A 24,885-nucleotide genomic window follows, 5' to 3' on the forward strand; every position below is an offset into this window, starting at 1 on the left:
CCCCCATGCCGCGTGTGCGCCCGCCGTCTTCGACTCGACGGGCGGACGCCGCGCTCAGCCGGTCTTCGTCCAATCGAGGTTGATGACATCGCCGATGTAGACGTTCTCGCCGAAGTCGTGCACCTGCGCGTTCATGCGCAGCAACTGCTGCTGCGGCAGGTCGAAGCGCTGCGCGATGTCGAAGAAGCTGTCTCCTTCGACCACCGTGTAGCTCGTCGGCATGCCCGACGCGTCGACCACGGGGGTGCCGGTCGCGCCGTCGCGCGCACCGAGGTCGTACGCCGGCCCGGGCTCGACGACGGGTGCGGGGGCGTTCGGCACGGGCTCGGGCTCGGGCGCAGGCGCGGGCTCGGCGACCGGCGGGGGAGTCGGCGTGGGCGTCGGGGTCGGCTCGGGTTCGGGCGTCGCGGTGACCGTCGCGATGATGGTCACGGGCGGTGGGGTCGGTGCCGGAACGCAACCGCTGAGCGCGAGCACGCCGGCCAGTGCGCCACCGGTCATCGCGATCATCAGCCCGGCGGATGCCGCCGCGCCGCCGCCACTTCGATGCATTCCGCCTCCGCCTCGCCCGCCGTTCGGCGTCCCTCCTTCGGGGCGCACCGTCACCCAGACTCACGGATGCCGCGCTCGCGCGCAAGGGTCTTCTCGTCGGGAACCTCGGCATGATGCCGCGCACGGGCCCCGCTGTCGGCGGTGCGTGGCACGATGAGGAGGTGACCACGTCTGCGCCGGCCATGATCGGCCGGGACGCCGACCTCGCGAGGCTCCTCGAACGCCTCGACGAGGTGCGATCCGGGTCGCCCTTCACGGTCATCATCGGGGGCGAGGCCGGCATCGGCAAGACGCGCCTCGTGCGCGAGTTCGCCCTCAGCCTCGACGGCGAGGTGCGCTTCGTCGTCGGCCAGTGCGTCGACCTCGGCAGCGTCGCGGCGCCGTACGCGCCCGTCAAGGCCGCCCTCCGGGCGCTCGTCGCCGACGTGGGCGCCGAGCGCGTGCTCGACGTCGTCGGCCCCGGGCGCGGGGCGCTGACGGCGCTCCTGCCCGAGCTCGCGGCATCCGCCGGCTCCGACTCGTCGGCCGAGGGCGCGGGCGGCTCGGCTGACGCGGGCACGGCTGACGCGGGCTCGGCTGACGCCGGCGCGGCGCGCGAGGGCACGGGCGCCGAGACCGGTGACGGTGCGCGCGACGGCGGGCCCGCGGCATCCGACGCCCGGAGCCGACCGGCGGCCCCGATCCGCGGCGATGCGGCGACGAGCCAGCTGCACGAGGCCATCGCGGTGCTGCTCGAGACCCTCTCGAAAGAGAAGCCGATCGTCTTCGTCATCGAAGACCTGCACTGGATCGACGCGGCCAGCCTCGCGATGCTCCGATTCCTCATGCGCGTGCTCGGGTCGAGCCGTGTGCTCACGGTGCTCACGTACCGCAGCGAAGACGTCACGCGCGGGCACCCGGTGCGCGGGTTCCTCGCCGAGGCCGACCGCGATCGCTGGGTCGACCGGCAGGAGCTCTCGCGGCTGACGCCCGACGACGCGATGGCGCTCGTCTCCTCGCTCGCGCCCGACCGTGCGCCGACGATCGAGGCCGCCGAGACCATCGTGCGGCGTGGCGACGGCGTGCCGTTCCTCATCGAGGAGCTCATCGGCCTCGACGGCTGCCGCACCGACGACGACGTGCCCGAGACGCTGCGCGACCTGCTGCTCGCCCGCTACGAACGGCTCGGCGAACCCGCCCAGCGCCTGCTGCGCCTGCTCTCGATCGGCGGGGTGCGGGTGCCGCACGCGCTGCTCGAGGCCGTCTACGCGGGCGAGGCGGAGCCGCTCGACGCCGAGGCGCTCGATGCGGCGGCACGCGAGGCCGTGCTCGGCGGCGTGCTCACCGTCGAGGGATCCGACTACGCGTTCCGTCACGCGCTCGTGCGCGAGGCGATCCTCGCCGACCTGCTGCCGGGCGAACGCGCCAGGTACCACGGCCGCTACGCGCGCGCCTACGAGACCGCGGCGCACGGGTCGCGGCGCCTCGCAGCCGAGATCTCGTTCCACTGGCTCGGGGCCAACGACGCCGCCAAGGCGTTCCCGGCCACGATCAAGGCCATGGGCGAGGCGCGGGCCGCGGCCGCCTACGCATCCGCCGCGCAGCTCGGCGAGCGGGCGATCGGCCTCTGGGAGGTCGTGCCCGACGCCGCGGTGACCGCGGGCATGGGCAAGCTCGAGCTCATGGGCCGAACGGCCTCCTATCTCCGCAGCGCCGGCGAGGGCGAGCGCGGGCTGGCGCTCGTCAAGGCCGCGCTCGACGAGTGCCCGCCCGACGACCCGCAGTACCCCCGACTGCTGCGCGACACGGGGCTCTACCTCGCGAACGTCGGTCGCCCGGGCTCGATCCCGCTCCTCGAGCAGGCGCTCGAGGTGCTCGGCGACGACGGCTCCGACGACCTCCGCGCCACGGTGCTCATCGCGCTCGCGGGCCGCCTCATGATCGAGGCCAGGCTCGACGAGGCCGTCGCCATGGCCGAGCAGGCCTACGTCGCCGCCGACCGCGTCGGCTCCGCACGCTACGCGTCGGTCGCGCTCAACATCCAGGGGGTCAGCGTCGCCACGAACGGCGACGTGCCCGGTGGGCTCGCGCTGCTCGACCGGGCGCACGAGCTCGCCCTCGGCGACGGCTCGTCGCTGCTGCGGTACTGGGTCAACGCCTCCGACCTGCACTACCTGATCGGCAACCACGCCGAGGCCGTGCGCCTCGCCGAAGAGGGGCTCGCGCGCGCCAAAGACCAGGGCGTCGAGCGCAGCTCGGGCGTGCTGCTCGCCTCCAACGCCGTCGACCCGCTGCTGGCGCTCGGCGAGTGGGAGCGTGCCGAACGCCTCACCGAGCGAGCCCTCGCGCTCGACCCGGCCCTGCCGCTCAACGTCTACCTGCACCGGGCGCGCATCTGGACGGCCCTCTGGCGGGGAGACGTGAACCGCGCCGCCGAGCTGCACCGATCGCTCCGCCCCGCCATGAACCGCGTCATGGACGCCGAGGTGCAGACCATGCTCGGCATCGGTCGCGTCGCCGCCGAGATCGCCCTCGCCCAGGGCGACCCCGCGGAGGCCTGGCGCGAGGTCCGCGTCGTCGTGCAGGCCGACCGGCACACGCTCCCCGGCTACGCCCTGCCGTTCCTCTGGGTCGCCGGGCGCACGATCGCCGCGGTGCGCAGTCGCGTCGTGCTGCAGGGCAACGACCGCGCTGGCGACGCCGGCGGTTCGCTCGCCGCTCCCGCCCTCGGGTCCTTGGCCGACGAGGTCGAGCGGGCGGTGCCCGTGATCCTCTCGCTCTTCGACCGCATGGCGTTCTGGCCCACCGCGCCGCTCTGGCGGGCCCTCTTCGACGCCGAGCTCGCCGTCGCCGCGGTGCCGGGGTCGCACGCGGCATCCGGAATCCCCGGAACGGATGCCGCAGCCTGGCGCGCCGCGTTCGAGCAGACGACCGAGCCGACCTCGCCCCGATACCTGGGCTCCTACGCGTTGCTGCGCCAGGGCGAGGCCGAACTCGCCGCCGCCGATCGTGCCGGCGCGCGCACGACGCTCCAGGCCGCGCACACGCAGGCCGTGACCGGCGGTGTGACCGCGGTCGTCGAGCAGATCGTGCGTGTCGCCTCGGCCGCGGGCATCGCGCTCGACGGGGTCGGCGGCGGCGCGGCGGCGCGGGCCGCGCAGACCGCGCGCGAGGTCCGCGATGCGAGAGGCGGACGCTCCGCCGGCGGGCTGGGCGATGACCGGGTTCTCGAGGGCTCGAACATCGCCGAGTCGCCCACCGCCGACGCCGTCGAGGCCGCTGCCGCCGTCGACGAGCTCACGACCCGCGAGCGCCAGGTGCTCGAACTCATCGCCGAGGGGCTCAGCAACCGCCAGATCGGCGAGCGGCTCTACATCAGCGGCAAGACCGTGAGCGTGCACGTCTCGGCGATCCTCCGCAAGCTCGGCGCCTCGACGCGCGCCGAGGCCGCGTTCCGCGCGGGCGTGCTGCGCTGACGCGGCGTGCCGACGCCGGTCGGGTCGACCACCGGCATCCGCGCTGTGAGATCGCTGCGTTCGGCGCTCCGTGCGCCGCATCGGGCGTAGCGTGAGGGGAGACCCATACCTACGCATCGGAGGCACGATGAGCCGGCTCGACGAGATCCCCTTCACCACGATGGACGGCGGCACCGCCTCCCTCGCCGACTACGGCGGCCAGGCCGTCATGATCGTGAACGTGGCGTCGCGATGCGGCCTCGCGCCGCAGTACGAGAAGCTCGAGGCGCTGCAGAAGCAGTACGGCGACCGGGGCTTCACGGTGATCGGGTTTCCGAGCAACCAGTTCCTCCAGGAGCTCTCGACGAACGAGGCCGTGAGCGAGTACTGCTCGACCACGTGGGGCATCACCTTCCCGATCGTCGACCGCGTGCGGGTCAACGGCAAGAAGGAGCACCCGCTCTACACCGAGCTGAAGCAGACTCCCGACGCCGAGGGCAAGGCGGGCAAGGTCAGCTGGAACTTCGAGAAGTTCCTCGTGGGCGCCGATCGCAGCGTGCACCGGTTCCGCCCGCGCACCGAGCCCGACGCACCCGAGGTCATCGCGGCGATCGAGGCCTCGCTGCCCGTTCAGGCCGACGAGGCCGAGCCGCAGCCCGCCGAGTAGGCAGCGGCACCGCTGCCCAGGACGCCGCCGGCGGTCGCCCGCCGTCCGATCGCGAAGTGCAGGAGATCGGCCGCCATCTCGCCGGTGGGCCGGGGATGACGCCCGATCTCCTGCATGTGCCCGGGGCCGTCAGGCGCGCGTCGCGCCGCGGAACTCCGGCGTGGTCCACACCTCGGCGAGCCGCACGACGGTTGCGGCCGCCGCGGCCATCTCCTGCACCGACGCCCACTCGCGCACCGAGTGGAACTCGTGCCCTCCCGTGAAGAGGTTCGGCGTCGGAAGCCCCATGGCGCTCAGCTGCGAGCCGTCGGTGCCCCCGCGGATCGACGTGCGGAGGGGATCGAGCCCCTCGGCGCGGATCGCCAGCTCAGCGGCATCCGTCACCTGCGGGAACAGGTCGACGAAGCTGCGCATGTTCGGGTACTGCGGCGTGATCTCGACCGTGGCGCGGGCACGGGGCTCGCGGGCGACGACCTCGGCCACGGTGCGGCGGAGCACCTCGCCGTGCGCGGCCAGCAGCTCGTCGTCGAAGTCGCGCAGGATCGTGCGGATCACGGCGTGCGCCGCCGAGCCCTGCACCTCGTACACGTGGATGAACCCCTCGCGGCCCGACGTGCGCTCGGGCGTCAGGTCGTCGGGCAGCGCCGCGACGATCTCGGCCGCGAGGCGGGCCGCGTTCACGAGCTTGCCGGTCGCGAATCCGGGGTGCACCTCGTGGCCCTCGATCGTGACGATGCCCTCGGTGGCCGAGAACGTCTCGTCCTGCAGTTCGCCGAGCTCGGAGCCGTCGACCGTGTAGGCGCACAGCGCGCCGAAGCCCTCGACGTCGAAGCGGTGCGCGCCGCGGCCGATCTCCTCGTCGGGCGTGAACGCGAGGCGCAGGGTCGGCCGGGGCAGTTCGGGATGCGCGAGCAGGTGCGCCACCGCCGTCAGGATCGCGGCGACGCCCGCCTTGTCGTCGGCGCCGAGCAGCGTGTCGCCCGAGCTCGTGACGAGGTCGTGGCCGACGTGGTCGCGCAGCTCGGCGATCTCGTCGGGGTCGAGCACCGTGCCGCCGCGGGGCAGCTCGATGCGGCCGCCGTCGTAGGCGCGGTGCACGATCGGCTCGACGCCGTCGCCGGGTGCGTCGGGGCTCGTGTCCATGTGCGCGATGAGGCCGATCACCGGCACGGGCCCGTCGGCCGACGAGATCGTGGCGGGCAGCGTCGCGTACGCGTAGCCGTCGGCGTCGAGCACGGCGTCGTCGAGGCCGAGCGCGAGCAGGTCGGCGACGAGCACGCGCCCGAGGTCGAGCTGGCGGGCCGAGCTGGGCGATCCCTCGCCGTCGCGGTCGGACTGCGTGCCGACGCGCACGTAGCGGCCGAAGCGCTCCAGCAGCCCGGGGGCGAGCGACTCGGCGAGGGGGGAGGTGAACGGAGCGGGCGATACGGCGGCCATCCCTCCAGCGTGCCACAGCGGCGCGATGGCGGGGGATGTCGCGCCTCGAGCGCCTCGAGCGGCTCGAGCGCCTCGGGTCAGTGCGGCTTCGTGCGGTGCGCGTCGTCACCGTGCCGGTGCACGGGCTCGTCGTCGGCCTGCGCGTGGTGCTCGTGCTCGTGCTTGTGCTCGCCCTGCGAGAGCGGGAGCCCGCACCGGCGGCAGTACTCGGCCTTCAGCTCGTCGAAGCGCTCATGGGAGACGTGATGCTCGGCGTGCTCTGAATCAGCCATGTCGTTCCCCGTTCCGTCGCAGCCGTGTGCAGTCGATTCTCGTGAGATCCGCAGGGCGGGTCAACCGCCTGCGGGCGGGTAGCGTTGTCGCGACCCCGAGGAGCACCACCGCATGAAGCCCGGACCCAGGCGCAGCATCAGTCAGGCCGACATCGTCGACGCCGCATTCGAGATCTTCGAGGAGAAGGGCGGCGACGCCGTCTCGATCCGCGGGGTCGCCGCGCGACTCGGCCTCACGCCCACGGCGATGTACACGTACTTCACGTCGAAGAACGCGCTCCAGCGGGCCATGGTCGAGCAGGTGTTCTCGAAGCTCGACCTGGCCGCGGCATCCGACCCGTCCGTGGCGTGGCGCGCGCGGGTGCGCACCCTCGCGGCCGACCTGCGGGCGCGGTTCGCCGAGCACCCGGGTGCGGTCGTGCTCGTCGCGAGCGGTCCGCTCGACGGGCGTCACGCCCTGACCTTCGGCGAGACCCTGCTCGAGGGCTTCACGAGCGGTGGGATGCCGCTGGCCGACGCCGCGCGGGCCACGGTCGCCGTGCGGGCCTACGTGCTCGGTGCGATCACGCTGGATGCCGCGGCGGCCGGCACCGACACCGACGCGGCCGATGCGCCCGCACCGCTCTGGACCGAGGCCACGCAGCATCCGCTCACCGAGTCCGCCGCGCTGCTGGGCGACGACGACGCCTTCGCGACGGGCCTGGATCGCCTGCTCGACGGTTTCGGGCTGCCGCCCGCCGCCTAGCCCCGCCCGTTGCGCCGCCTCGGCGCCTCGCCGGCTGCCCGCACATGCGACGAGGCGCCGACCCCGAAGGGCCGACGCCTCGCCGCGACATCCGCTCGGATCAGCCCTTGGGGGCGGTGATCTTCACGAGTGCCGCACGGTTGCCGAGCAGCGGGAGCTGCACCTCGACCCCGGTGCCGTAGCCGACCCCGGCGTCACCGGGGTTGCCCGTGCCGAGCACCATTCCGCCGGCCGGTTCGCCGTACAGGTCGGTGGCAGGCGTGCCATCGGGGTTGACGATGCGCGTCGAGTACGGCGCGTCGCCGACCGAGGGAACCACGACGGAGCCGTTCGCGTATCGCCAGAACAGCGAGTTGTTGCGGAACTCCAGGCCGGGCACCCAGCCCTGGTTGTCGGTGAACTTCTTCACCGCGGGCAGGGCCGGGATGTCGGTGCAGTACTCGGTGAGCGCCTCATCGGTGATGCACTCCTTGAAGGGGTACGTCTTCTGCACGCCGAACGCCGCGTTCGAGGACTGCGCCCTCGACGGCAGGTTCTTCAGCGTCGTCGGGTCGACCGTGGCCGCAGCACCGGTGCGTCGCAGCGGGTCGAAGTGGCTGTCGACGATCAACAGGCCGCCCTTCGCTCCACCGCTCGGCAGTGCCGTGAGGTTCGACTGCACGTGGTTCGCGTCGCCGTACGTGGTGTCGCGGTACCAGACGAGCGCGCCGGGGGCGTTGTACTTGATCTTGTCGACCTTCCACGCGCCCTCGTCGGTCTGGTACACCGTGTCGTAGGCGTACTTCAGGCCCTCGTCGAACCCGTCGAAGTTGCGCCACTCGACCAGGTAGTACTGCGCCTTCGTCGAGGTGCCGGTGTCGATGCGCCAGCCGGGGCCGGTGCTCGCAGCCCACGATGCGACCGTCTTGGTCCAGCCGTTCTCGCCGGACTCGACGTCGTCGCTCCACGTCGGTGCTCCGTCGACGACCAGCGAGAAGTCGTCGGAGAACCAACCGCGGTCCTGGTAGGCCGCGTCGGTCGCGAGCCGCAGGCGCACGCCGATCGTCTGGCCGGCGTAGGCCGAGACGTCGATGTAGTCGTGGCGCCAGCCGTCGGTCGAACCCGTGAGGCCGTACTTGCGCCCGTCGAACGTGGCGAGGTTGCCGTTGGGGTCGGGGTAGCCGTCGGGCGTCGTGACCTCACCGCCCGCCTCGGTCAGGACCTTCTGGTCGGTCCACGTGGTGCCGCCGTCGGTCGAGATCTCGACGAAGCCGAAGTCCCAGTCCTCTTCGATCACGTAGTCGTTCCACATCCAGAACTTCGCGTCGGTCGCGCCGGCGGGCACGTCGATGTTGCGAGCGAGCCGGATGTCGGCCCAGTCCTGGTCGGCGCCGGTGTACCACGCGTTGGCACCGCTGTGCGGCGTCGCGAGCGTGACGACCTTGTCGGGCAGGTTGATCTTGACGCCGTCCTTCGTGCCCTTGAGCGGGCGCGAGTTCTGCCCGATCAGCACGGACTTCGCCGTGTCGCCCGGGTTCACGATCTGCGGGTCGGCCCAGCCGAGCACCCACTTGTCCCAGAGGCCCATGTGCGTGGGCATCGACTGGAAGATGGGGCCGGAGTGCGATCCCGACGACATGAGGTCCCAGAAGTCGACGTCGGAGTCGCCGACGCCCGAGGTGTCGTAGAGGTCGGGCAGACCGAGGTCGTGACCGTACTCGTGAGCGAACACGCCGACGCCCGAGTCCTCGGGCTGCACGATGTAGTTCGACAGCTTGAGGTTCGTCCCGGGGATGTCGGCTCCGCCTGCGACGGCGGAGGAGTGCGCCCAGATGGCGTACGTGCCCTCGTCGCCGCCGCCGCCGGACTTGTCGGCACCGGCGTGCACGAGCACGACGTGGTCGATCACGCCGTCGGGCTCGTTGAAGTTGCCGTCGCCGTCGCGGTCGCCCTGGTCCTCGATGTCGTAGTCGGCCCAGGGGAAGTTCGGCTGCGCCGCTGCGAGGGCCTGCACGGCGTCGACGGGCAGCTGGCCTGCGCCGAGCGGGTTGTCGGGGTGGCCCTGCATGTCCTGCATCGCGCCGGCCTCGTAGACGCCTTCGTCGTTCAGGTGGCAGACGCTCGCGCCGTAGTAGGCCTCGGAGTGCGGCACCTTGACCCACGGCGTCGCCGTGCCGGTCACGGTGTAGGCGCCCTGCGACATCTCCTCGTACATGGCCTTCATGGTGTAGCCCGAGATGTCGATGCCCTTCTTGCCATCGGGGCCCTTGAGGTCCTTGCGCACACGCTCGGTGATGCCCTTCTTCGAGAAGAGCATGTCGTTGTAGTGCTTCGGCGAGAAGTCGGGAACCCACATCGAGTTGTTGTCGAGGTTCGCGAGGTTGGCCGGGTTGGGGAGGTTGTTGTGCAGCGGTCCGCTCTGCACGTCGCCCGGCTTGCAGTCGGAGGCGCCGAACGAGGTCGGCACCTGCACGCCCGTGAAGTCGTCGGCGGCGTTCTCGTCGAACTCGACGAGGATCGTCAGGAGCTTCGCGGTCTGCGTCTCCTTCGCCGACTTGTAGAGGCTCTTCAGCCACTTCGGGCTCTTGCCGCTCTTGATCGACTTCGATTCGAGCTTCGAGAGTCCTGCGGCCGCGATCGGGTTGCCTGCCGTGAACTTGCGCTCGAGTGCGTCGGCCTTCACGAGTGCAGCCTGCTGCTCCTGCGCGTCCACCCCCGCATCGACCTTCTGATCCACGCCGAACGCGGCTTCGGCGCGCGGCTCGACGTAGTTCATGTAGTACTCGGAGTCGCTGATGATCGGCGCCTCGTATGGTGCTGCTGTTGCGGTCGAACCGACCACTCCCGTTGCCGCCAGTGTGGCGGCCGCGAGAGCGATGACCGGGACGATCGCCACCGCGCGCTTTTTCGCACGCGTGGAGATTCCAGACATTCTTCTCCCCTCGGTGCGGCCGACGAGAAGGGTCGTCGGCCGCGACGTCGTCCGTCGGTAGGCGGACGTAAGGGGGAATCTATCTGTGGCCCGTTCGGGGGGTAAACCCTGAACCTATGGATTCGCAGAATATTTGCGTCGAGGGTCCTGTGATGTCGATCGTGCGCGTCGAATGGTCACGATGTGCACATCCGCGTCATCAGCTCGGTCGAAATGACGGATGCCGCGACGCGACCGCTCGGCGAGGGGTCGCCGATCAGCGCCACGGCCGCGTGAACACGATGCGTGGCGGATGCCGCAGAGCGGGCGTCAGCCGAGCAGCAGCCCGCGAAGCTGGTCGGTCGAGTGCACGACCGCCATGGCGCCGTCGGCCTCGGCGGGGGAGCCGTAGCCCCACTCCACGAGGATCGTCGGCACGCCGTTCGCGGAGGCGCCGAGCGTGTCGTAGCCGCGGTCGCCCACCATCACGGAGTTCGTGGTGTCGATGCCGAGCGCCTGAAGGCGACGCAGCGCCTCGGCGACGACATCCGCCTTCGTGCTGCGCGACTCGTCGTCGCTCGCGCCCGCGATGACGGTGAAGTAGCGGCTGAGGTCGGCGTTCTCGAGCACGGCGTGGGCCATGGACTCGGGCTTCGACGTCGCGAGGGCGATCGGCACGCCCGCGCCGTGCAGGCGCTCGAGCACGCCGGCGACGCCCGGGAACACCGGGGAGTGCAGCAGGCGGTTCGCGTAGTCGGCGCGGTAGGTCTCGAGCGCGAGTTCGGCGCCGGCGTCGTCGAAGCCGCCCATGAGACGCAGGCTGTCGAGCAGCGGCGGGCCGACGTAGGCGAGCAGCTGCTCGTCGCTGGGAACGTCGAGGCCGAGCTCGGCGAACATGCGCGCGAGCGAGGCGGTGATGTCGGCTGCGGAGTCGACGATGGTGCCGTCGAGGTCGAACAGCACGGCGGCCCAGGTTCGGGTGGGCGCCAAGGCGTTGGTGTGGCTGGGGGAGATCACCTCGTCATCCTAAGGCCGGATAATCCGAGTGACACTCAGGTTTCGTTCGAAACGCCGCCCGGGCCTCGGACGGGTGCCGCGGGCGGGGTGTCCCGCGCAGGGGTGTCCTCCGTCTCGTCGGCTCGGTAGCCTGACCTCGGGGTACGCCGATCGGCGGGAACGGGGGATGCCATGTCCATCGAGGAGCGTCGTCGTTCGCGACGAGGATTCGCGCACGCGGCGACGACGGTCGCGGCGGCCTTCGCGGTCGCACTCGCGCTCGCCGGATGCGCGTCCTCAGGCGGGACGTCCGCGAGCACGTCGCCGAGTGAATCCGCCAGCACGGGCGCGCTTCCTCCCGTGATCGTCGACCTCGGCGACGCCGACGGCACGACCGTCGAGGTCGCGGTCGGGCACTCGATCGACCTCGTCGGCGACGACGAGCACTTCACGGAATGGACCGCCGAGATCGCCGACCCCTCGATCGTCGAGTTCGTGCCGGGCCACGACGACGGCTCGGCCCAGTTCAACCCGGGCCTCACGGCGACCGCCGTCGGCCAGACCGAGGTCTCGCTCTCGAACGACGCATCCGGCGACGAGGTCGCCTTCACGGTGGTCGTCACCGAATAGCGGCCGGCGCGGAGCAGCGGAGCCGCGGAGCCGCGGCGCGCGTCGAGCCCGCCAGCGCCTCAGAACAGCCGCGAGTCGCTGTCGTCGAGTCCGCGCATGGCGTCGTAGTCGAGCACGACGCAGCGGATGCCGCGGTCTTCAGCCAGGGTGCGGGCCTGGGGCTTGATCTCCTGTGCGGCGAACACGCCGCTCACGGGCGCGAGGAGCGGATCGCGGTTCATGAGCTCGAGGTAGCGGGTGAGCTGCTCGACGCCGTCGATGTCGCCGCGACGCTTGAGCTCGACCGCGACCGAGGCGCCCGAGGCGTCCGTCGCGAGGATGTCGACCGGGCCGATGGCCGTCATGTACTCGCGGCGCACGAGCCGGTGGCCGTCGCCGAGGAGTTCGATCTGCTCGGCGAGCAGCTTCTGCAGGTGCGCCTCGACGCCGTCCTTCTGCAGGCCGGGGTCGATGCCGAGCTCGTGCGACGAGTCGTGCAGCACCTCGTGGATCGAGACGATGAGCTGGTCGGCCGTCTTCTTGTGCGTGACCTTCCAGACCTCGACGACGCCGGCTGCTGCCTGGGCCTCGTCGGGCAGCGTCGTCTCGAGCGTGCACGGCGGGCTCATCCAGTTGAGCGGCTTGTAGCTGCCGCCGTCGGAGTGCACGAGCAGCGAGCCGTCGCCCTTGACCATGAGCAGGCGCTGGGCGAGTGGGAGATGGGCCGAGAGCCGCCCCGCGTAGTCGACGGAGCAGCGGGCGATGACGAGACGCACCCGTCGAGTTTAGGCGTCGGATGCCGCGGCGGAGGCCCCGCCCGACGTACCCGTCGCGTGTCGGAGTCGCTCGGTACGCTTCAGACGCAGCACCGTCGCAGCACCGTCGCCGAGCCGGCGACCGCCCGAAAGGATCGGCGATGATCGAGATCGCACGCGTCACGCGCACGTCCACCGCGCCGGGATCCCGGTTCTTCGAGCGGTGGTGCGACCTCCCGTCCCACCCCGAGTGGGCGCCGAGCATGGAGTACTTCGTCCTCGACGGCCCGTTCGCGCTCGGAGCGACCGGTCGCTCGCGTGCGGTCGGCGGGATCGAGACCCGGTTCACGGTCACCCGCATCGGGCCGGGCTGGGCCTACGCCGACACGACCGACCTCGACGGGGCTTCGCTTACGGTGCTGCACGAAGCCGTCGACGGCGAGCACGACACGGTCGTCACCCTCACGGGGCTGCTCGACGGCCCGGCGCAGGCCGGACTCGGCGCGCGACTCGCGCCCGGACTCCGCCTCGCGCTCGACCACGACCTGGCATCGCTCGTGAGGCTGCTCGAGTCCGAGTAGCGCCCGATCCGGTCGGCACGCGTCGTCGCATGGTGCGGTCGGTCAGGCGGTGCCGGTCGTACCCGTCGTCTCGGGGTGCTCTTCGACTCCCGTCGCGCCGGGCTTGCCGGTGCGCTCGCGCGCCGCGGGTGCGGCGAGTCCGGCCATGACCATGAGCACCAGGATCACGAGCAGCGCGTTCAGCAGCCCGAACTGCTCGCCGAGGAACCCGATGAACGGCGGGCCTACGAGGAATGCGCAGTAGCCGATGATCGCGACCGCGCTCACGCGGGCCGCGGCCTGGGCACGGTCGGGCACGTCGGCGGCGGCCGACATGCCGACCGGGAAGCCCATCGAGGCGCCCACGCCCCAGAGCACGGTGCCGACGATGATGACCCAGAGCTCGCTGCCGAAGATGAACATGCTGAGGCCGATGACGCCGGTCGCGGCGAGCACGCGCAGCGTGAGCACGCGGCCGAAGCGGTCGATGAGCGGACCGCCGAGCACCCGCGCGGTGGTCATCGACACGGCGAAGACCGTGAAGACCGCGGCGCCTGCAGCGGGCTCGAGGCCGTGCCCGTCGACGGCGGCGAGCGTGAGCCAGTCGTTCGCCGATCCCTCGGCGAACGACATGCCGAGCATGATGACGCCGATGAGCAGCAGCTGCACGTCGCCCCAGACCCGGAGGCCGTCGCGGAGGCGCTCGCCGAACGGACGGCGCGGCGCGGCATCCGCTCGCCCTGCCGAAGCAGTGGACGCATCGGCGGGGTCGCCGAGTTCGGTGCGATGCGGCACGAACCGCACGGCGATCACCGCGCCCACGGCGATGATCGCGGCGATCGTGCCGAGGTGCGTGAAGACGGCGATGTCGAGGGCGGCCGCGGCGGCCGCGATGCCCGCGCCGGCGACCGTGCCGAACGAGAAGAACGCGTGCATGAGCGGCATGACCGTGCGGCCGATCTCGCGTTCGGCTTCAGCGCCCTCGACGTTCATCATGACGTCGACCGCGCCGTTGCCGAAGCCGGCGAAGGCGAGCCCGATCGCGATGAGCGGCACCGAGGGCGCCAGGGATCCGCCGATGCCGATGAGCACGAGGCCCAGCGAGACCGAGATGAGCGTGCCGGCCATGCCGATGCGGGCGCCGAACCGCGCCATGAGCGGCGGCGCGGCGATGAGGCCGAGCACCGACGCGATCGAGCCCGAGAGGATCACGAGCCCGACGCCCTGCGTGCTGAGGCCCGTCTCGTCGCGCACCTCGGGCAGCCGCGCGACCCAGCTCGCGAGGCTCAGCCCCGAGAGGAAGAAGATCGCGAAGACGGCGTTGCGCCATGCGGTGAGGCCCTTGCGGGTCGTGGTCGGTGCGCTCATGCTGCTCGGCTTCGTTGTCGGGGAGAGGACGGGGGTCCTCGCTGATCGGTGCGGCCGGCCATGGGTCGAATCGATTCGATACCGGCACTGAAACTGTATCGGCGCGGTTGCGCCGTCGCAACACGACCCGGTCGGGCGGCCGGCTCGACCGTTCGCCCGCCCGGCCAGTCGTCCCGAATTGCGCGTTCCGGGCGACGGCTCGGCGACGAAACGCGCATCCCGGCTGATCGCGCATGCACGCCGAGCTCGCGGGCGAAGCGGGTTCGTCGCCTGCCCGAATCCGCCAGGAGCGTGCATCCGGAGTGCGCGAAAGTCCCGCTTTCCCGCACTTGCACGCAGCGCGAATCCGTGGATATGGTCCAACCTGCTAAACGATTAACAGCCGGGGCCGAAGCTCCGGCCGACCGATCGAACCGTGTCCAAAGGAGGACCATGCGCCACGTCCCGAAGTCCCGCATCACCGCGTCGCTCGCCGTCTCGGCGGCCGCGGCCATCGCCCTGGCCGGATGCTCCGGCGCAGCCGGCGGCGCCGAGGCCGATGGCGACGTCACGCTCACCTACGCGATCTGGGACCAGAACCAGCAGCCGGCGATGCAGCAGATCGCCGACGCGTTCACCGAGGAGCACCCGAACGTCGACGTCGAGATCCAGCTCACGCCGTACAAGGAGTACTTCACGAAGCTGCAGACCGCGGTCTCCGGCGGTGCGGCGGCCGACGTCTTCTGGATGAACGGCCCGAACTTCCAGCTCTACGCGGGCAACGGCGTGCTCGCCCCGCTCGACGGCGACGGGATCGACACCGCCGACTACCCGGCCGGGCTCGTCGACCTGTACACGTACGACGGCGACCTCTACGGCGCCCCCAAGGACTTCGACACCGTGGCCCTCTGGTACAACACGGCGCTCTTCGACGCGGCCGGCGTCGAGTACCCGTCTGCCGACTGGACCTGGGACGACCTGAAGGCGGCCGCCGCGAAGCTCTCCGACCCGGCGACCGGCGTCTACGGCATCGCCGCGAGCCAGTACGGACAGGAGAACTTCTACAACTCGATCGCCCAGGCGGGCGGCGAGGTCGTCTCGGCCGACGGCACCACCACGGGCTACGACAGCCCCGAGGCGCTCGCCGGCATCGAGCTCTGGACCGACCTCATCGCCGACGGCTCCTCGCCGACCGCGCAGCAGATGACCGACACCAACCCCGAGGACTTCTTCCTCTCGGGCAAGGTCGCCATGTTCCAGAACGGCTCGTGGGCCGCGATCGCCTACGCGGACAACCCCGACCTCGCCGGCTCGGTGAACGTCGCCCCGCTGCCCTCGGGCGCCGAGGGCAACCAGAGCGTGATCCACGGCGTCGCGAACGTCGCGAACGCGAAGAGCGCGCACGTCGACCTCGCCAAGGAGTTCGCCGAGTTCGCCAGCTCAGAGCAGGCCGCCGACATCCAGGCCGACTCCGGCACCGTGATCCCCGCGTTCAACGGCACCCAGCAGGCCTGGGTCGACGCCCTGCCGCAGTTCGACCTCCAGGTCTACATCGACGCGCTCGACGACGCCGTGCCCTACCCGGTCTCGAAGAACACGTCCGCATGGACCTCGATCGAGAGCGAGGTGCTCTCGCAGGTCTGGGCGGGGACTCTCACGCCGAAGGACGGCCTCGCGCAGCTCGCCGAGCAGATGCAGGCCGCGCTGGACGCCGAGGCGGAGTGACCCGATGACCGACCTGATCGCGCAGCGTGCCGCGGCGCCGATCTCCGAGCTCGACCGGGGGCGGCAGGACGCCGCCCCCGGCGGGCCCGAGGGCTCGGCCCGACCCGGCGGACCATCGGCCAGGGCCGGCCGCACGCGTCGCCGAGGCCCCTCGCAGTCCGCGTGGTGGGCGCTCGTGTTCATCGGCCCGACCGCGGTGGGCCTCCTGGCCTTCTACATCTGGCCGACGATCCGCACCCTCATCCTCTCGTTCACGAAGTCGGGCCCCTTCGGCGGATCCGAGTTCGTGGGGTTCGACAACTACGTCCGGCTCATGCAGGACCCCGAGCTGCTCGGTGCCCTGCGCAACACGGCGGTGTACACGATCATCGCGCTCGTGGGCATCCCGATCGCGGTCGCCATCGCCGCCCTGCTGAACACCGCGGGACTCCGGGGACGAAGCGTCTACCGCACGCTCTACTTCATCCCCGTGGTCACCATGCCGGCGGCGATCGCGCTCGTCTGGCGCATGATCTACAACGGCGACTACGGCGTCCTCAACGAGATGCTCGGCGCCGTCGGCATCGACGGCAGGTCGTGGCTCACCGACCCGAGCACCGCGCTCGTCGCCATCGCGGCCGTCGGCATCTGGGCCGGACTCGGCACGAACATCGTCATCTTCCTCGCGGGCCTGCAGGGCATCCCCGACACGATCATGGAGGCCGCCGACCTCGACGGCGCCGGACCCGTGCGCAAGTTCTTCTCGATCACGATCCCGCTGCTGAGCCCGAGCATCTTCTTCGTGAGCGTCATCAGCGTGATCGGCGCGCTGCAGGTGTTCGACCTCATCTACATGATGCTCGGCCGCAGCAACCCGGCCATGCCGAACACCCGCACGATCGTCTACCTCTTCTACGAGGCGGGGTTCCTCGACAACGAACGCGGGTACGCGGCGGCCATCGCCTTCCTGCTGCTGCTGATCATCCTCGTGCTCACGGTCGTGCAGTTCCGGCTCCAGAAGAAGTGGGTGCACTATGAGTGACCTCTCGCTCGACACCAGGGCGATGACGGGGGCGGATGCCGCGTCCGCGACATCCGCCGACCGACGCCGTCCCGTCGGCCGCCGCCCGCACCGCGGCCACTGGCTCGTGCACCTGCTGCTGGCCGCCGGCGCGATCGTCATGGTCTTCCCGTTCGTCTGGCAGGCGCTCACCGCGTTCAAGACGTTCCAGGACTCCGTGCAGGTGCCGCCGGTGGTGATTCCCGACCCGTGGGTGTTCACGAACTTCGCCGAGGTCTTCGACTCGATGCCCTTCGGCCAGATGTTCCTCAATTCGGTGCTGCTCACGGTCGGCCGCACGATCGGCCAGGTCGTGCTGTGCACGATGGCCGGCTACGCGTTCGCGCGCATCCCGTTCCGCGGCCGCAATGCGCTCTTCGTGGTGTTCCTCTCGGTGCTCATGGTGCCGTCGCAGCTCTACCTGCTGCCGCAGTACGAGATCATCCAGACGCTCGGGTGGATCAACACGCTCCAGGCGCTCATCGTGCCCGGCCTGTTCAGCGCCTTCGGCACGTTCCTGATGCGGCAGTTCTTCATGTCGATGCCGTCGGAGCTCGAGGAGGCCGCCCGCATCGACGGCGCCAACCCGTGGCAGACGTTCTGGCGCATCATGGTGCCGCTCGCGAAGCCGGGCATCATCGCGCTCACGGTCTTCACGGTGCTGTGGTCGTGGAACGATCTGCTCTGGCCGCTCGTCGTGACCACCGACCCCGCGAAGATGCCGCTCTCGGTGGGCCTGTCGCAGCTCGTCGGGCTGCACGGCACTGACTACCCTGTGCTCATGGCGGGCGCCCTGCTCGCGACGCTGCCGATGCTCGTCACGTTCATGATCCTGCAGAAGCAGTTCATCCAGGGCATCGCGTTCTCGGGAACGAAGGGGTGACGGATGGCGCATCCAGCTGAGTCCGCCGCGCCGAAGCGCCGCCCCACCCTGCGCATGGTCGCCGACCTCGCGGGCGTCTCGACCGCGACCGTCTCGTACGTGTTCTCGGGCCGCTCCGGATCGAACGGGTCGGGCGTCGCCGAGGACACGGCACGTCGGGTGCTCGCCGCCGCCGAGGAGCTGCACTACCGGCCGAACCGCTCGGCGCGCGCCATGCGCACCGGCCGCACGGGCATGGTCCAGCTCTCGCTGCACATGCTGAGCGACCCGTGGTCGCTCGCCGTCGCCGATGCGGTCAACGTCGAGGCGAACCGGCACGGCCTGACCACGCTGATCCTCGCCGACGGCGACTGGCACACGGCCCTCGACCGCGTCGAGAGCGACGTCGCCTACCTCGACGGCGCCGGGCACGACGACGTCGCACGCCGCAAGCTCGCCGACCTCGTCGACCGCGGCCAGCGGCTCGTCGTCTTCTCGGAGCACCTCGAGCCCGACGGCTACGACGTGATCCGGTCCGACGCGATCCCGGGCTGCCACCTCGCGATGGCGCACCTGCTCGAACGGCACACCGAGATCGGATGCCTCGTCGCCGAGGCCGCGGTCACGGGAGCCGCTCATGGCGTCACGAGGTACACCCCGTACCTCGAGGGCCTGCGGGCGCATGGCATCGAGCCCGACCCCGAGTGGACGGCGACCTTCGGCGACTCGCAGGCCAGCGCGTTCCAGGCCGCCGTGCGCCTGCTCTCGGGCGAGCGTCGGCCGACCGCGATCTACGCCTCGACCGACTTCGCGGCGATCGCGGCGATCAACGCGGCGCACATGCTCGGGCTGCGGGTGCCGCACGACGTCGCCGTCGTCGGCATCGGCAACACGCCCGACGCGCAGCTCGTCGCACCGACCCTCACGACCGTCGGCCCGACCGACTTCTACGAGCGCCAGGCCGAGCTCATCATCGGGCGCGCGCTCGAGCCCGAGCGATCCGCGGGGGAGCTGCACGAGTTCCCGTGGTCGGTGCATCCGGGCGGCTCGACCGACCTCGACGCGCCCGCGCCGCGACCCGGCGTCTGACCCGGCGCCCGACCCGGCGCCCGACCCGACCCCGGCCACGCGACCCGCCGCAGCCCGCGCTCGACGCGCATCGGCGGCGTCCGTCGCCCTCACCGTCTTCACCACCCTGTAAGGAGCACCACCAGTGGATCTCACCATCGGCATCGTCGGCTTCGGCGCACGCGCGAGCCTCAGGCACGAGGCGCACCGCCCGGGAGAGGGCAGTCGCATCACCGCGGTCTGCGACCTCTCCGAGCCGGCGCGCGCGGCGGCCTCGGCCGAATACCCCGACGCGCTCGTCACCGACTCGCTCGACGAGCTGCTCGCCTCCGGCATCGACGCCGTCATGGTGCTCACGCCCGACGACACGCACGCCCGCATCGCGATCGCCGCCCTCGAGGCGGGCGTCGCCGTGTTCTGCGAGAAGCCGCTCGCGATCGACCTCGCCGACGCCGACGCGGTGCTCGAGACCGCCCGACGTACGGGCTCCCGCCTGTACGTCGGGCACAACATGCGGCACATGCCGGTGGTCGTGCTCATGCGCAGGCTCATCCTCGAGGGGCGCATCGGCGAGGTGAAGGCGGTCTGGTGCCGGCACTTCGTCGGCAACGGCGGCGACTACTACTTCAAGGACTGGCACGCCGATCGGCGCCGCACGACCGGCCTGCTGCTGCAGAAGGGCGCGCACGACCTCGACGTCATCCACTGGCTCGCGGGCGCCTACGCCGACCGCGTCTCGGCGATGGGCTCGCTCAGCGTCTACGGCGGCATCGAGGACCGCCGCGACCGGTCGGGCGAGCGCATGCCCGACTGGTTCAGCCTCGACAACTGGCCGCCCGCCTCGCTCACCGGCCTGAACCCGGTCGTCGACGTCGAAGACGTGTCGATGGTGAACCTGCACCTGTCGAACGGCGTGCTCGCGAGCTACCAGCAGTGCCACTTCGCACCCGACTACTGGCGCAACTACACGGTCATCGGCACCGAGGGGCGCATCGAGAACTTCGGCGACACCGCGGGCTCGACCGTCGGGCTCTGGAACCGTCGCCACCAGGGTGCGGCCGCACCCGACGAGTCGTTCGTGGTGCCCGAGGTCGCCGACGCCGGGCACGAGGGCGCCGATGCACTGCTCGTCGCCGAGTTCCTGCGATTCGTGCGCGCCGGAGGACTCACGGAGACCTCGCCCGTCGCCGCCCGCGAGGCGGTCGCGGCCGGCATCCTCGCGACCGAGTCGCTGCGCGGCGACGGAGGTGCGCTCGCCGTACCGGCGCTCGCCGACGACCTGGTCGCCTACTTCGAGCGAGGGCAGGTCGAGGCCGACGCATTCGCCGGGGCATCCGCCACCGCCGTCTGACCACGTGCAGGAGATTCGGATGCATCCCCGCCCCGCAGCGAGGATGCAGCCCGATCTCCTGTACGGCGAAGCGCCCCGGCGGCCTGCGGGAGACCGCGGCCGTCGCTCGCGCGCGCATCCGCGCCCGATACGATGGATTCGCCATCCGGCGCACCCACCGGACCACTTCGCATGGGCCGCCGCATCCAGCGGCCCGTGCACCGAACAACGAGGTATCGATGAAGGCCCTCTTCAAGCGCGCACCCGGCGCAGGTTTCGAGTACACCGATCGGCCCGAGCCCGAGCCCGGCCCGGCCGACGTGAAGATCCGGGTGCTCCGCACGGGCATCTGCGGAACCGACCTCCACATCGAGGCGTGGGACGACTGGGCCGCTGCGAACATCGCGACGCCGCTCGTGCCCGGTCACGAGTTCTACGGCGAGGTCGTCGAGGTCGGCCCCCTGGTGCACGACATCGCCGTCGGCGACAAGGTCTCGGGCGAGGGGCACGTCGTCTGCGGCATGTGCCGCAACTGCCGCGCCGGCCGTCGCCAGATGTGCATCCGCACGCTCGGCGTCGGACTGCACCGCGACGGCGCGTTCGCCGAGTACATCGTCATCCCGGGCGAGAACGTGTGGGTGCACCACTCGCCCGTCGAGCCCGACGTCGGCGCCATCTTCGATCCGTTCGGCAACGCCGTGCACACCGCGCTCGCCTTCTCGGTCGTCGGTGAAGACGTGCTCGTCACGGGCTGCGGCCCCATCGGCCTCATGTCGATCGCGGTCGCCCGCCACGTCGGCGCCCGGTTCATCGTGGCGACGGATGTCTCGCCCGCACGCCTCGAGCTCGCGCGCACGATGGGCGCAGACGCCGTCGTCGACGTGTCGAAGGAGCGCGTGCGCTCGGCACAGGAGCAGCTCGGCATGCGCGAGGGCTTCGACGTCGGATTCGAGATGTCGGGGTCGCCGCGCGCGCTGCCCGAGATGATCGAGAACATGAACCACGGCGGGCGCATCGCGATGCTCGGCCTGCCGAGCGAGCCCTACGCGATCGACTGGGGCAAGGTCGTGACGCACATGCTCACGGTGAAGGGCATCTACGGCCGCGAGATGTTCGAGACGTGGAACTCGATGAGCGCGATGCTGCAGACCAGCCCCGTGCTGGGCGAGCGCGTCGCGTCGATCATCTCGGAGCGGCACCCGGCGCGCGAGTGGCGCCAGGCGTTCGACACCGCCAGGGCGGCGGGCGTCGGCAAGGTCATCCTCGACTGGACGGAGGTCTGAGCATGTACGGATCGGTGAAGGACCAACTGCGGGCGGAGCTCGACGAGATCGACGCGGCCGGGCTCACCAAGCGCGAGCGCGGCATCCTCGGGCCGCAGTCGTCGGAGGTGTCGGTCGCCGGGCACGACGTGCTGAACTTCTGCGCGAACAACTACCTCGGCCTCGCGAACGACCCGCGCATCGTCGCGGCCGCGCACCGCGGGCTCGACGAGTGGGGCTACGGCATGGCGAGCGTGCGCTTCATCTGCGGCACGCAGGAGCAGCACCTCGAGCTCGAGCGGCGCGTCTCGGAGTTCCTCGGCTACGACGACACGATCCTCTTCTCGTCGTGCTTCGACGCCAACGGCGGGGTCTTCGAGACGCTCTTCGGGCCCGACGACGCGATCATCTCCGACGAGCTCAACCACGCGTCGATCATCGACGGCATCCGCCTCTCGAAGGCGCGCCGGTACCGCTACAAGAACCGCGACCTCGCCGACCTCGAGGTGCAGCTCGCCGCGGCATCCGATGCCCGTCGTCGCGTGATCGTGACCGACGGCGTCTTCTCGATGGACGGGTACATCGCACCCCTGGCCGAGATCTGCGACCTGGCAGACCGGTACGGCGCCCTCGTGTTCGTCGACGACTCGCACGCCGTCGGGTTCGTCGGCGCGAACGGCCGGGGAACGCCCGAGCTCTGCGGCGTCGAAGGGCGGGTCGACATCACGACCGGCACGTTCGGCAAGGCGCTCGGCGGGGCATCCGGCGGGTACGTGTCGGCCAGGCAGGAGATCGTCGACCTGCTGCGCCAGCGCGCCCGCCCGTACCTCTTCTCGAACACGCTCGCACCCGCGATCGTCGCCGGCACGCTCGAGGCGCTGTCGCTGCTCGAGTCGTCGGGCGACCTGCGCGAGCGGTTGAACGCGAACGCCGCACTGTTCCGTTCGTTGATGACGGAGGCCGCGTTCGACCTGCTGCCTGGCGAGCACGCGATCGTGCCCGTCATGTTCGGCGACGCCGTGGTCACCGGTCGCGTGGCCGAGGAGCTGCAGAAGCGCGGGGTCTACGTGACGGCGTTCTCGTTCCCCGTGGTGCCGCGCGGGGCGGCGCGCATCCGCGTGCAGCTCTCGGCCGCGCACTCCGAAGACGAGATCCGCCGGTGCGTCGCCGCGTTCGTCGAGGCGCGCGCAGCGGTCTGACGGGTCGCCGACCGCCGGTCGAGGAGGCGCGCCAGCGCCGTATCGAGGCCAGCGCGACCGCACGACTCACGCTGGTCTCGATACGCTCCTCCGTCGCTACTCGACCGGCGGAAGGGCGTCAGCGGCCGCGCTCGCCGACGCGCATCGCGAGCGACGCGGGCAGCAGGCGCGTGAGGCCGATGAGCGCCCGGTAGCGCAGCGACGGGATCGACACCGCCTTGCCGCGTGCGGCGTCGCGCAGGCCCTCGGCGACCACGGAGCGGGCGTCGAGCCACATCCAGTCGGGCACGCCCTCCTTGCCCTTGGCCAGCCCCATGCGCTCGTGGAAGCTCGTGTGGGTGAAGCCGGGGCACACGGCCGTCGTGGTCACGCCCTGCACGCCGTACCGGTCGTTCGACCAGCGGCTGAAGGCGATGAGCCAGCCCTTGCATGCGCCGTAGGTCGATCGGGGGATGAACCCGGCCACCGAGGCGACGTTGATGATGCGCCCTCGCCCGCGCGGCAGCATCTGCCCCAGCGCCGCATGGCTCAGCCGCATGGGCACCTCGACGTGCAGTTCGAGGTGCTTCACCTCGTCGTCGATGTCGTTCGAGGCGAAGTCGAGCGGCAGCCCGAACCCCGCGTTGTTCACCAGGAGCTCGATCGGGCGCTCGGCGTCGGCGATGCGCGCGACCACCTTCGCGAGGTGCCGGCGCTTGAGCAGGTCGGCCGGCAGCACCTCGACACCGACGCCGTACTTCGCACGGATGCGGCCGGCGACCTGCTCGAGGGCGTCGCGATCGCGGGCCACGAGCACGAGGTCGGCGCCGGTCATGGCGATCTGGCGGGCGAACTCGGCTCCGAGGCCCGAGCTCGCACCCGTGATGAGTGCGGTCTTCGGCATGCGGCCCAGCCTAGGGCTCGGCATCCGTTCTCGAATCGATTCGAGGTCGATGACCTATGATCGGGCGTATCGGCGACCCCGCCGAACCGCCACCAGAGGATGCCCGAGCATGTCCGAGTCCGCCCGACCGACCCTGTCCGACGTCGCCGCGCGCGCCGGCGTCTCGGCCTCGACGGCCTCCCTCGCGTTCAGCGGGTCGGGCCCCGTCTCCGACGCCACGAAGGAGCGCGTGCTCGCCGCGGCCACCGAACTCGGCTACGCGGGCCCCGATCCGCGTGCCCGCTCGCTCCGCCGCGGACGCTCGGGCATCGTCGGCGTCGTGCTCGAGCAGCGCGTGCGCACGGCGTTCCTCGACCCCGTGAAGATCCAGATGCTCGACGGCATCACCGAGGGCATCGCGCCGCTCGGCGCCGGCCTGCTGCTGCTCACCGACGTGGGCGCCGTCGACCTGCCCGTCGTCGACACCACGGGCGGGGTCGCCGCCGCTCCGGCGCTCAGCGTCGAGAACGCCCCGGTCGACGCCGTCGTGCTCATCGGCTGCAGCCCGCGCCTCAGCCAGACCGTCGCAGCCCTACGCCGTCGCGGCATCCCGACCGTCGCCATCGAGGGCGCGGCCGGCTCCGACATCCCCGAGATCTCGATCGACAACCGCGACGCGACCCGACGCGGCGCCCAGCACCTGCGCGACCTCGGACACACGGATGCCGCGATCGTGACGCTCCCGCTCGACCCCGCCCGTACGCGCGGCCCGCTCACCGCGGCGCTCGAGGCCGGCAGCACGTCCGACACCGCGAGCGAACGCCTGCGCGGGGCCCGCGAGGTCTTCCCGAACGCGACCGGACGCTCGGCCGCCGCGAGCTCGATCGAGGAGGGCCTCGAGGCCGGCCGCGTGCTGCTCGCCGACCCCGCGACCCGCCCCACGGCGATCATCGCGCAGAGCGACCTGCTCGCCGCGGGCGTGCTGCAGGCCGCCGAGGAGCTCGGCGTCGCCGTGCCGGCCGAGGTGAGCGTGCTCGGGTTCGACGGCATCCGCGTCGACGGGCTCCAGCACGACCTCACGACGCTCGTGCAGCCGTCGGTGGCGAAGGGACGTGCCGCCGGCGAGGCCGTCGTGCGCATGCTCGCCGACGACGGCGGGGAGCCGCCCGCCTCGCGCTGCTTCACGAGCGTGCTGCACGTCGGCGAGACCACCGCCCCGCCCCGCGCGCACTGAGCGGCGACGCGCGCACGACGCGCGCACGTGTTCCGAACCC

At 71.5% G+C, this 24,885-nt stretch carries 21 protein-coding genes; 13 read left to right on the plus strand and 8 right to left on the minus strand.

Going from position 1 to position 24,885, the window contains the following annotated elements; translation table 11 throughout:
- Positions 1–54: 54 nt before the first annotated feature.
- Positions 55–552 carry a LysM peptidoglycan-binding domain-containing protein gene (locus GQR16_RS06050; protein WP_157414231.1) on the minus strand — a complete coding sequence of 166 codons (498 nt, stop codon included), beginning with the start codon at positions 550–552 and terminating at the stop codon, positions 55–57.
- 161 nt (positions 553–713) lie between these two features.
- Here GQR16_RS06050 and GQR16_RS06055 point away from each other — a divergent pair, with 161 nt between their 5' ends.
- On the plus strand, positions 714–4,007 hold the full coding sequence (locus GQR16_RS06055) for a helix-turn-helix transcriptional regulator (protein WP_170298426.1): 3,294 nt from the start codon (positions 714–716) through the stop codon (positions 4,005–4,007).
- 127 nt (positions 4,008–4,134) lie between these two features.
- Complete coding sequence (locus tag GQR16_RS06060) at positions 4,135–4,653, plus strand: glutathione peroxidase (protein ID WP_157414233.1); 519 nt, start codon at positions 4,135–4,137, stop codon at positions 4,651–4,653.
- 129 nt (positions 4,654–4,782) lie between these two features.
- Here the strand turns inward: GQR16_RS06060 and pepT are convergent, their stop codons facing one another.
- Together pepT and GQR16_RS06070 are read right to left on the minus strand one after the other, a co-directional pair.
- Entirely contained in the window at positions 4,783–6,090 is a 1,308-nt protein-coding gene (pepT, locus tag GQR16_RS06065; RefSeq protein ID WP_157414234.1) for a peptidase T, read from the minus strand.
- Between the two features lie 77 nt (positions 6,091–6,167).
- Positions 6,168–6,362, minus strand: coding sequence for a hypothetical protein (locus GQR16_RS06070; RefSeq protein ID WP_157414235.1), 195 nt, complete (start codon positions 6,360–6,362; stop codon positions 6,168–6,170).
- A gap of 112 nt (positions 6,363–6,474) precedes the next feature.
- Between GQR16_RS06070 and GQR16_RS06075 the strand changes: the two genes are divergently transcribed.
- The gene (locus GQR16_RS06075) at positions 6,475–7,107 is read left to right on the plus strand and encodes a TetR/AcrR family transcriptional regulator (protein WP_157414236.1); all 633 of its coding nucleotides are present in this window, start codon (positions 6,475–6,477) and stop codon (positions 7,105–7,107) included.
- A gap of 100 nt (positions 7,108–7,207) precedes the next feature.
- Here GQR16_RS06075 and GQR16_RS06080 read toward each other — a convergent pair whose 3' ends face one another.
- Together GQR16_RS06080 and GQR16_RS06085 are read right to left on the minus strand one after the other, a co-directional pair.
- Entirely contained in the window at positions 7,208–9,982 is a 2,775-nt protein-coding gene (locus tag GQR16_RS06080) for an immune inhibitor A domain-containing protein (RefSeq protein WP_246200570.1), read from the minus strand.
- Between the two features lie 345 nt (positions 9,983–10,327).
- Positions 10,328–11,014: an HAD hydrolase-like protein gene (locus GQR16_RS06085; protein WP_246200571.1), complete on the minus strand. Its 687-nt coding sequence runs from the start codon at positions 11,012–11,014 to the stop codon at positions 10,328–10,330.
- Positions 11,015–11,185: 171 nt separating this feature from the next.
- On the opposite strand from GQR16_RS06085, the gene GQR16_RS06090 reads away from it, so the two are divergent.
- Entirely contained in the window at positions 11,186–11,623 is a 438-nt protein-coding gene (locus GQR16_RS06090; RefSeq protein WP_157414238.1) for a hypothetical protein, read from the plus strand.
- A gap of 59 nt (positions 11,624–11,682) precedes the next feature.
- On the opposite strand, the gene nucS is transcribed toward GQR16_RS06090, so the two are convergent.
- Positions 11,683–12,378, minus strand: a complete 696-nt coding sequence (nucS, locus tag GQR16_RS06095; RefSeq protein WP_157414239.1) for an endonuclease NucS — start codon at positions 12,376–12,378, stop codon at positions 11,683–11,685.
- Positions 12,379–12,518: 140 nt separating this feature from the next.
- On the opposite strand from nucS, the gene GQR16_RS06100 reads away from it, so the two are divergent.
- Positions 12,519–12,938 carry an SRPBCC family protein gene (locus GQR16_RS06100; RefSeq protein ID WP_157414240.1) on the plus strand — a complete coding sequence of 140 codons (420 nt, stop codon included), beginning with the start codon at positions 12,519–12,521 and terminating at the stop codon, positions 12,936–12,938.
- Between the two features lie 42 nt (positions 12,939–12,980).
- Here GQR16_RS06100 and GQR16_RS06105 read toward each other — a convergent pair whose 3' ends face one another.
- Positions 12,981–14,285 carry an MFS transporter gene (locus GQR16_RS06105; protein WP_157414241.1) on the minus strand — a complete coding sequence of 435 codons (1,305 nt, stop codon included), beginning with the start codon at positions 14,283–14,285 and terminating at the stop codon, positions 12,981–12,983.
- Positions 14,286–14,717: 432 nt separating this feature from the next.
- Between GQR16_RS06105 and GQR16_RS06110 the strand changes: the two genes are divergently transcribed.
- From GQR16_RS06110 to GQR16_RS06140, 7 genes are all read left to right on the plus strand, one after another.
- On the plus strand, positions 14,718–15,989 hold the full coding sequence (locus GQR16_RS06110; protein WP_157414242.1) for an ABC transporter substrate-binding protein: 1,272 nt from the start codon (positions 14,718–14,720) through the stop codon (positions 15,987–15,989).
- 4 nt (positions 15,990–15,993) lie between these two features.
- Positions 15,994–17,010 (plus strand): carbohydrate ABC transporter permease, encoded by a 1,017-nt coding sequence (locus GQR16_RS06115; protein ID WP_157414243.1) that lies wholly within the window; start codon positions 15,994–15,996, stop codon positions 17,008–17,010.
- The gene (locus GQR16_RS06120; RefSeq protein WP_157414244.1) at positions 17,003–17,911 is read left to right on the plus strand and encodes a carbohydrate ABC transporter permease; all 909 of its coding nucleotides are present in this window, start codon (positions 17,003–17,005) and stop codon (positions 17,909–17,911) included. The genes GQR16_RS06115 and GQR16_RS06120 overlap by 8 nt, the downstream gene beginning before the upstream one ends.
- Positions 17,912–17,914: 3 nt before the next feature.
- Positions 17,915–18,979 (plus strand): LacI family DNA-binding transcriptional regulator, encoded by a 1,065-nt coding sequence (locus GQR16_RS06125; RefSeq protein WP_157414245.1) that lies wholly within the window; start codon positions 17,915–17,917, stop codon positions 18,977–18,979.
- A 124-nt stretch (positions 18,980–19,103) separates the two neighbouring features.
- Positions 19,104–20,309: a Gfo/Idh/MocA family protein gene (locus tag GQR16_RS06130; RefSeq protein WP_157414246.1), complete on the plus strand. Its 1,206-nt coding sequence runs from the start codon at positions 19,104–19,106 to the stop codon at positions 20,307–20,309.
- A 218-nt stretch (positions 20,310–20,527) separates the two neighbouring features.
- Complete coding sequence (tdh, locus tag GQR16_RS06135; protein WP_157414247.1) at positions 20,528–21,571, plus strand: L-threonine 3-dehydrogenase; 1,044 nt, start codon at positions 20,528–20,530, stop codon at positions 21,569–21,571.
- Between the two features lie 2 nt (positions 21,572–21,573).
- Entirely contained in the window at positions 21,574–22,749 is a 1,176-nt protein-coding gene (locus GQR16_RS06140) for a glycine C-acetyltransferase (protein WP_157414248.1), read from the plus strand.
- 118 nt (positions 22,750–22,867) lie between these two features.
- On the opposite strand, the gene GQR16_RS06145 is transcribed toward GQR16_RS06140, so the two are convergent.
- The gene (locus tag GQR16_RS06145) at positions 22,868–23,632 is read right to left on the minus strand and encodes an SDR family NAD(P)-dependent oxidoreductase (protein ID WP_157414249.1); all 765 of its coding nucleotides are present in this window, start codon (positions 23,630–23,632) and stop codon (positions 22,868–22,870) included.
- A gap of 109 nt (positions 23,633–23,741) precedes the next feature.
- On the opposite strand from GQR16_RS06145, the gene GQR16_RS06150 reads away from it, so the two are divergent.
- Positions 23,742–24,845, plus strand: a complete 1,104-nt coding sequence (locus GQR16_RS06150; protein ID WP_211373451.1) for a LacI family DNA-binding transcriptional regulator — start codon at positions 23,742–23,744, stop codon at positions 24,843–24,845.
- The last annotated feature ends 40 nt before the right edge of the window (positions 24,846–24,885 follow it).

It is taken from the genome of Agromyces allii (genome assembly GCF_009749385.1).
GTDB lineage: Bacteria > Actinomycetota > Actinomycetes > Actinomycetales > Microbacteriaceae > Agromyces > Agromyces allii.

Coding starts and splice junctions, on each gene's coding strand:
- GQR16_RS06150 (WP_211373451.1), top strand. CDS start 23,742: ATGTCCGAGTCCGCCCGACCGACCCTGTCCGACGTCGCCGCGCGCGCC.
- tdh (WP_157414247.1), top strand. CDS start 20,528: ATGAAGGCCCTCTTCAAGCGCGCACCCGGCGCAGGTTTCGAGTACACC.
- GQR16_RS06090 (WP_157414238.1), top strand. CDS start 11,186: ATGTCCATCGAGGAGCGTCGTCGTTCGCGACGAGGATTCGCGCACGCG.
- GQR16_RS06100 (WP_157414240.1), top strand. CDS start 12,519: ATGATCGAGATCGCACGCGTCACGCGCACGTCCACCGCGCCGGGATCC.
- GQR16_RS06110 (WP_157414242.1), top strand. CDS start 14,718: ATGCGCCACGTCCCGAAGTCCCGCATCACCGCGTCGCTCGCCGTCTCG.
- GQR16_RS06060 (WP_157414233.1), top strand. CDS start 4,135: ATGAGCCGGCTCGACGAGATCCCCTTCACCACGATGGACGGCGGCACC.
- GQR16_RS06145 (WP_157414249.1), bottom strand. CDS start 23,632: ATGCCGAAGACCGCACTCATCACGGGTGCGAGCTCGGGCCTCGGAGCC.
- GQR16_RS06120 (WP_157414244.1), top strand. CDS start 17,003: ATGAGTGACCTCTCGCTCGACACCAGGGCGATGACGGGGGCGGATGCC.
- GQR16_RS06140 (WP_157414248.1), top strand. CDS start 21,574: ATGTACGGATCGGTGAAGGACCAACTGCGGGCGGAGCTCGACGAGATC.
- GQR16_RS06125 (WP_157414245.1), top strand. CDS start 17,915: ATGGCGCATCCAGCTGAGTCCGCCGCGCCGAAGCGCCGCCCCACCCTG.
- GQR16_RS06075 (WP_157414236.1), top strand. CDS start 6,475: ATGAAGCCCGGACCCAGGCGCAGCATCAGTCAGGCCGACATCGTCGAC.
- GQR16_RS06070 (WP_157414235.1), bottom strand. CDS start 6,362: ATGGCTGATTCAGAGCACGCCGAGCATCACGTCTCCCATGAGCGCTTC.
- GQR16_RS06050 (WP_157414231.1), bottom strand. CDS start 552: ATGCATCGAAGTGGCGGCGGCGCGGCGGCATCCGCCGGGCTGATGATC.
- pepT (WP_157414234.1), bottom strand. CDS start 6,090: ATGGCCGCCGTATCGCCCGCTCCGTTCACCTCCCCCCTCGCCGAGTCG.
- GQR16_RS06105 (WP_157414241.1), bottom strand. CDS start 14,285: ATGAGCGCACCGACCACGACCCGCAAGGGCCTCACCGCATGGCGCAAC.
- GQR16_RS06115 (WP_157414243.1), top strand. CDS start 15,994: ATGACCGACCTGATCGCGCAGCGTGCCGCGGCGCCGATCTCCGAGCTC.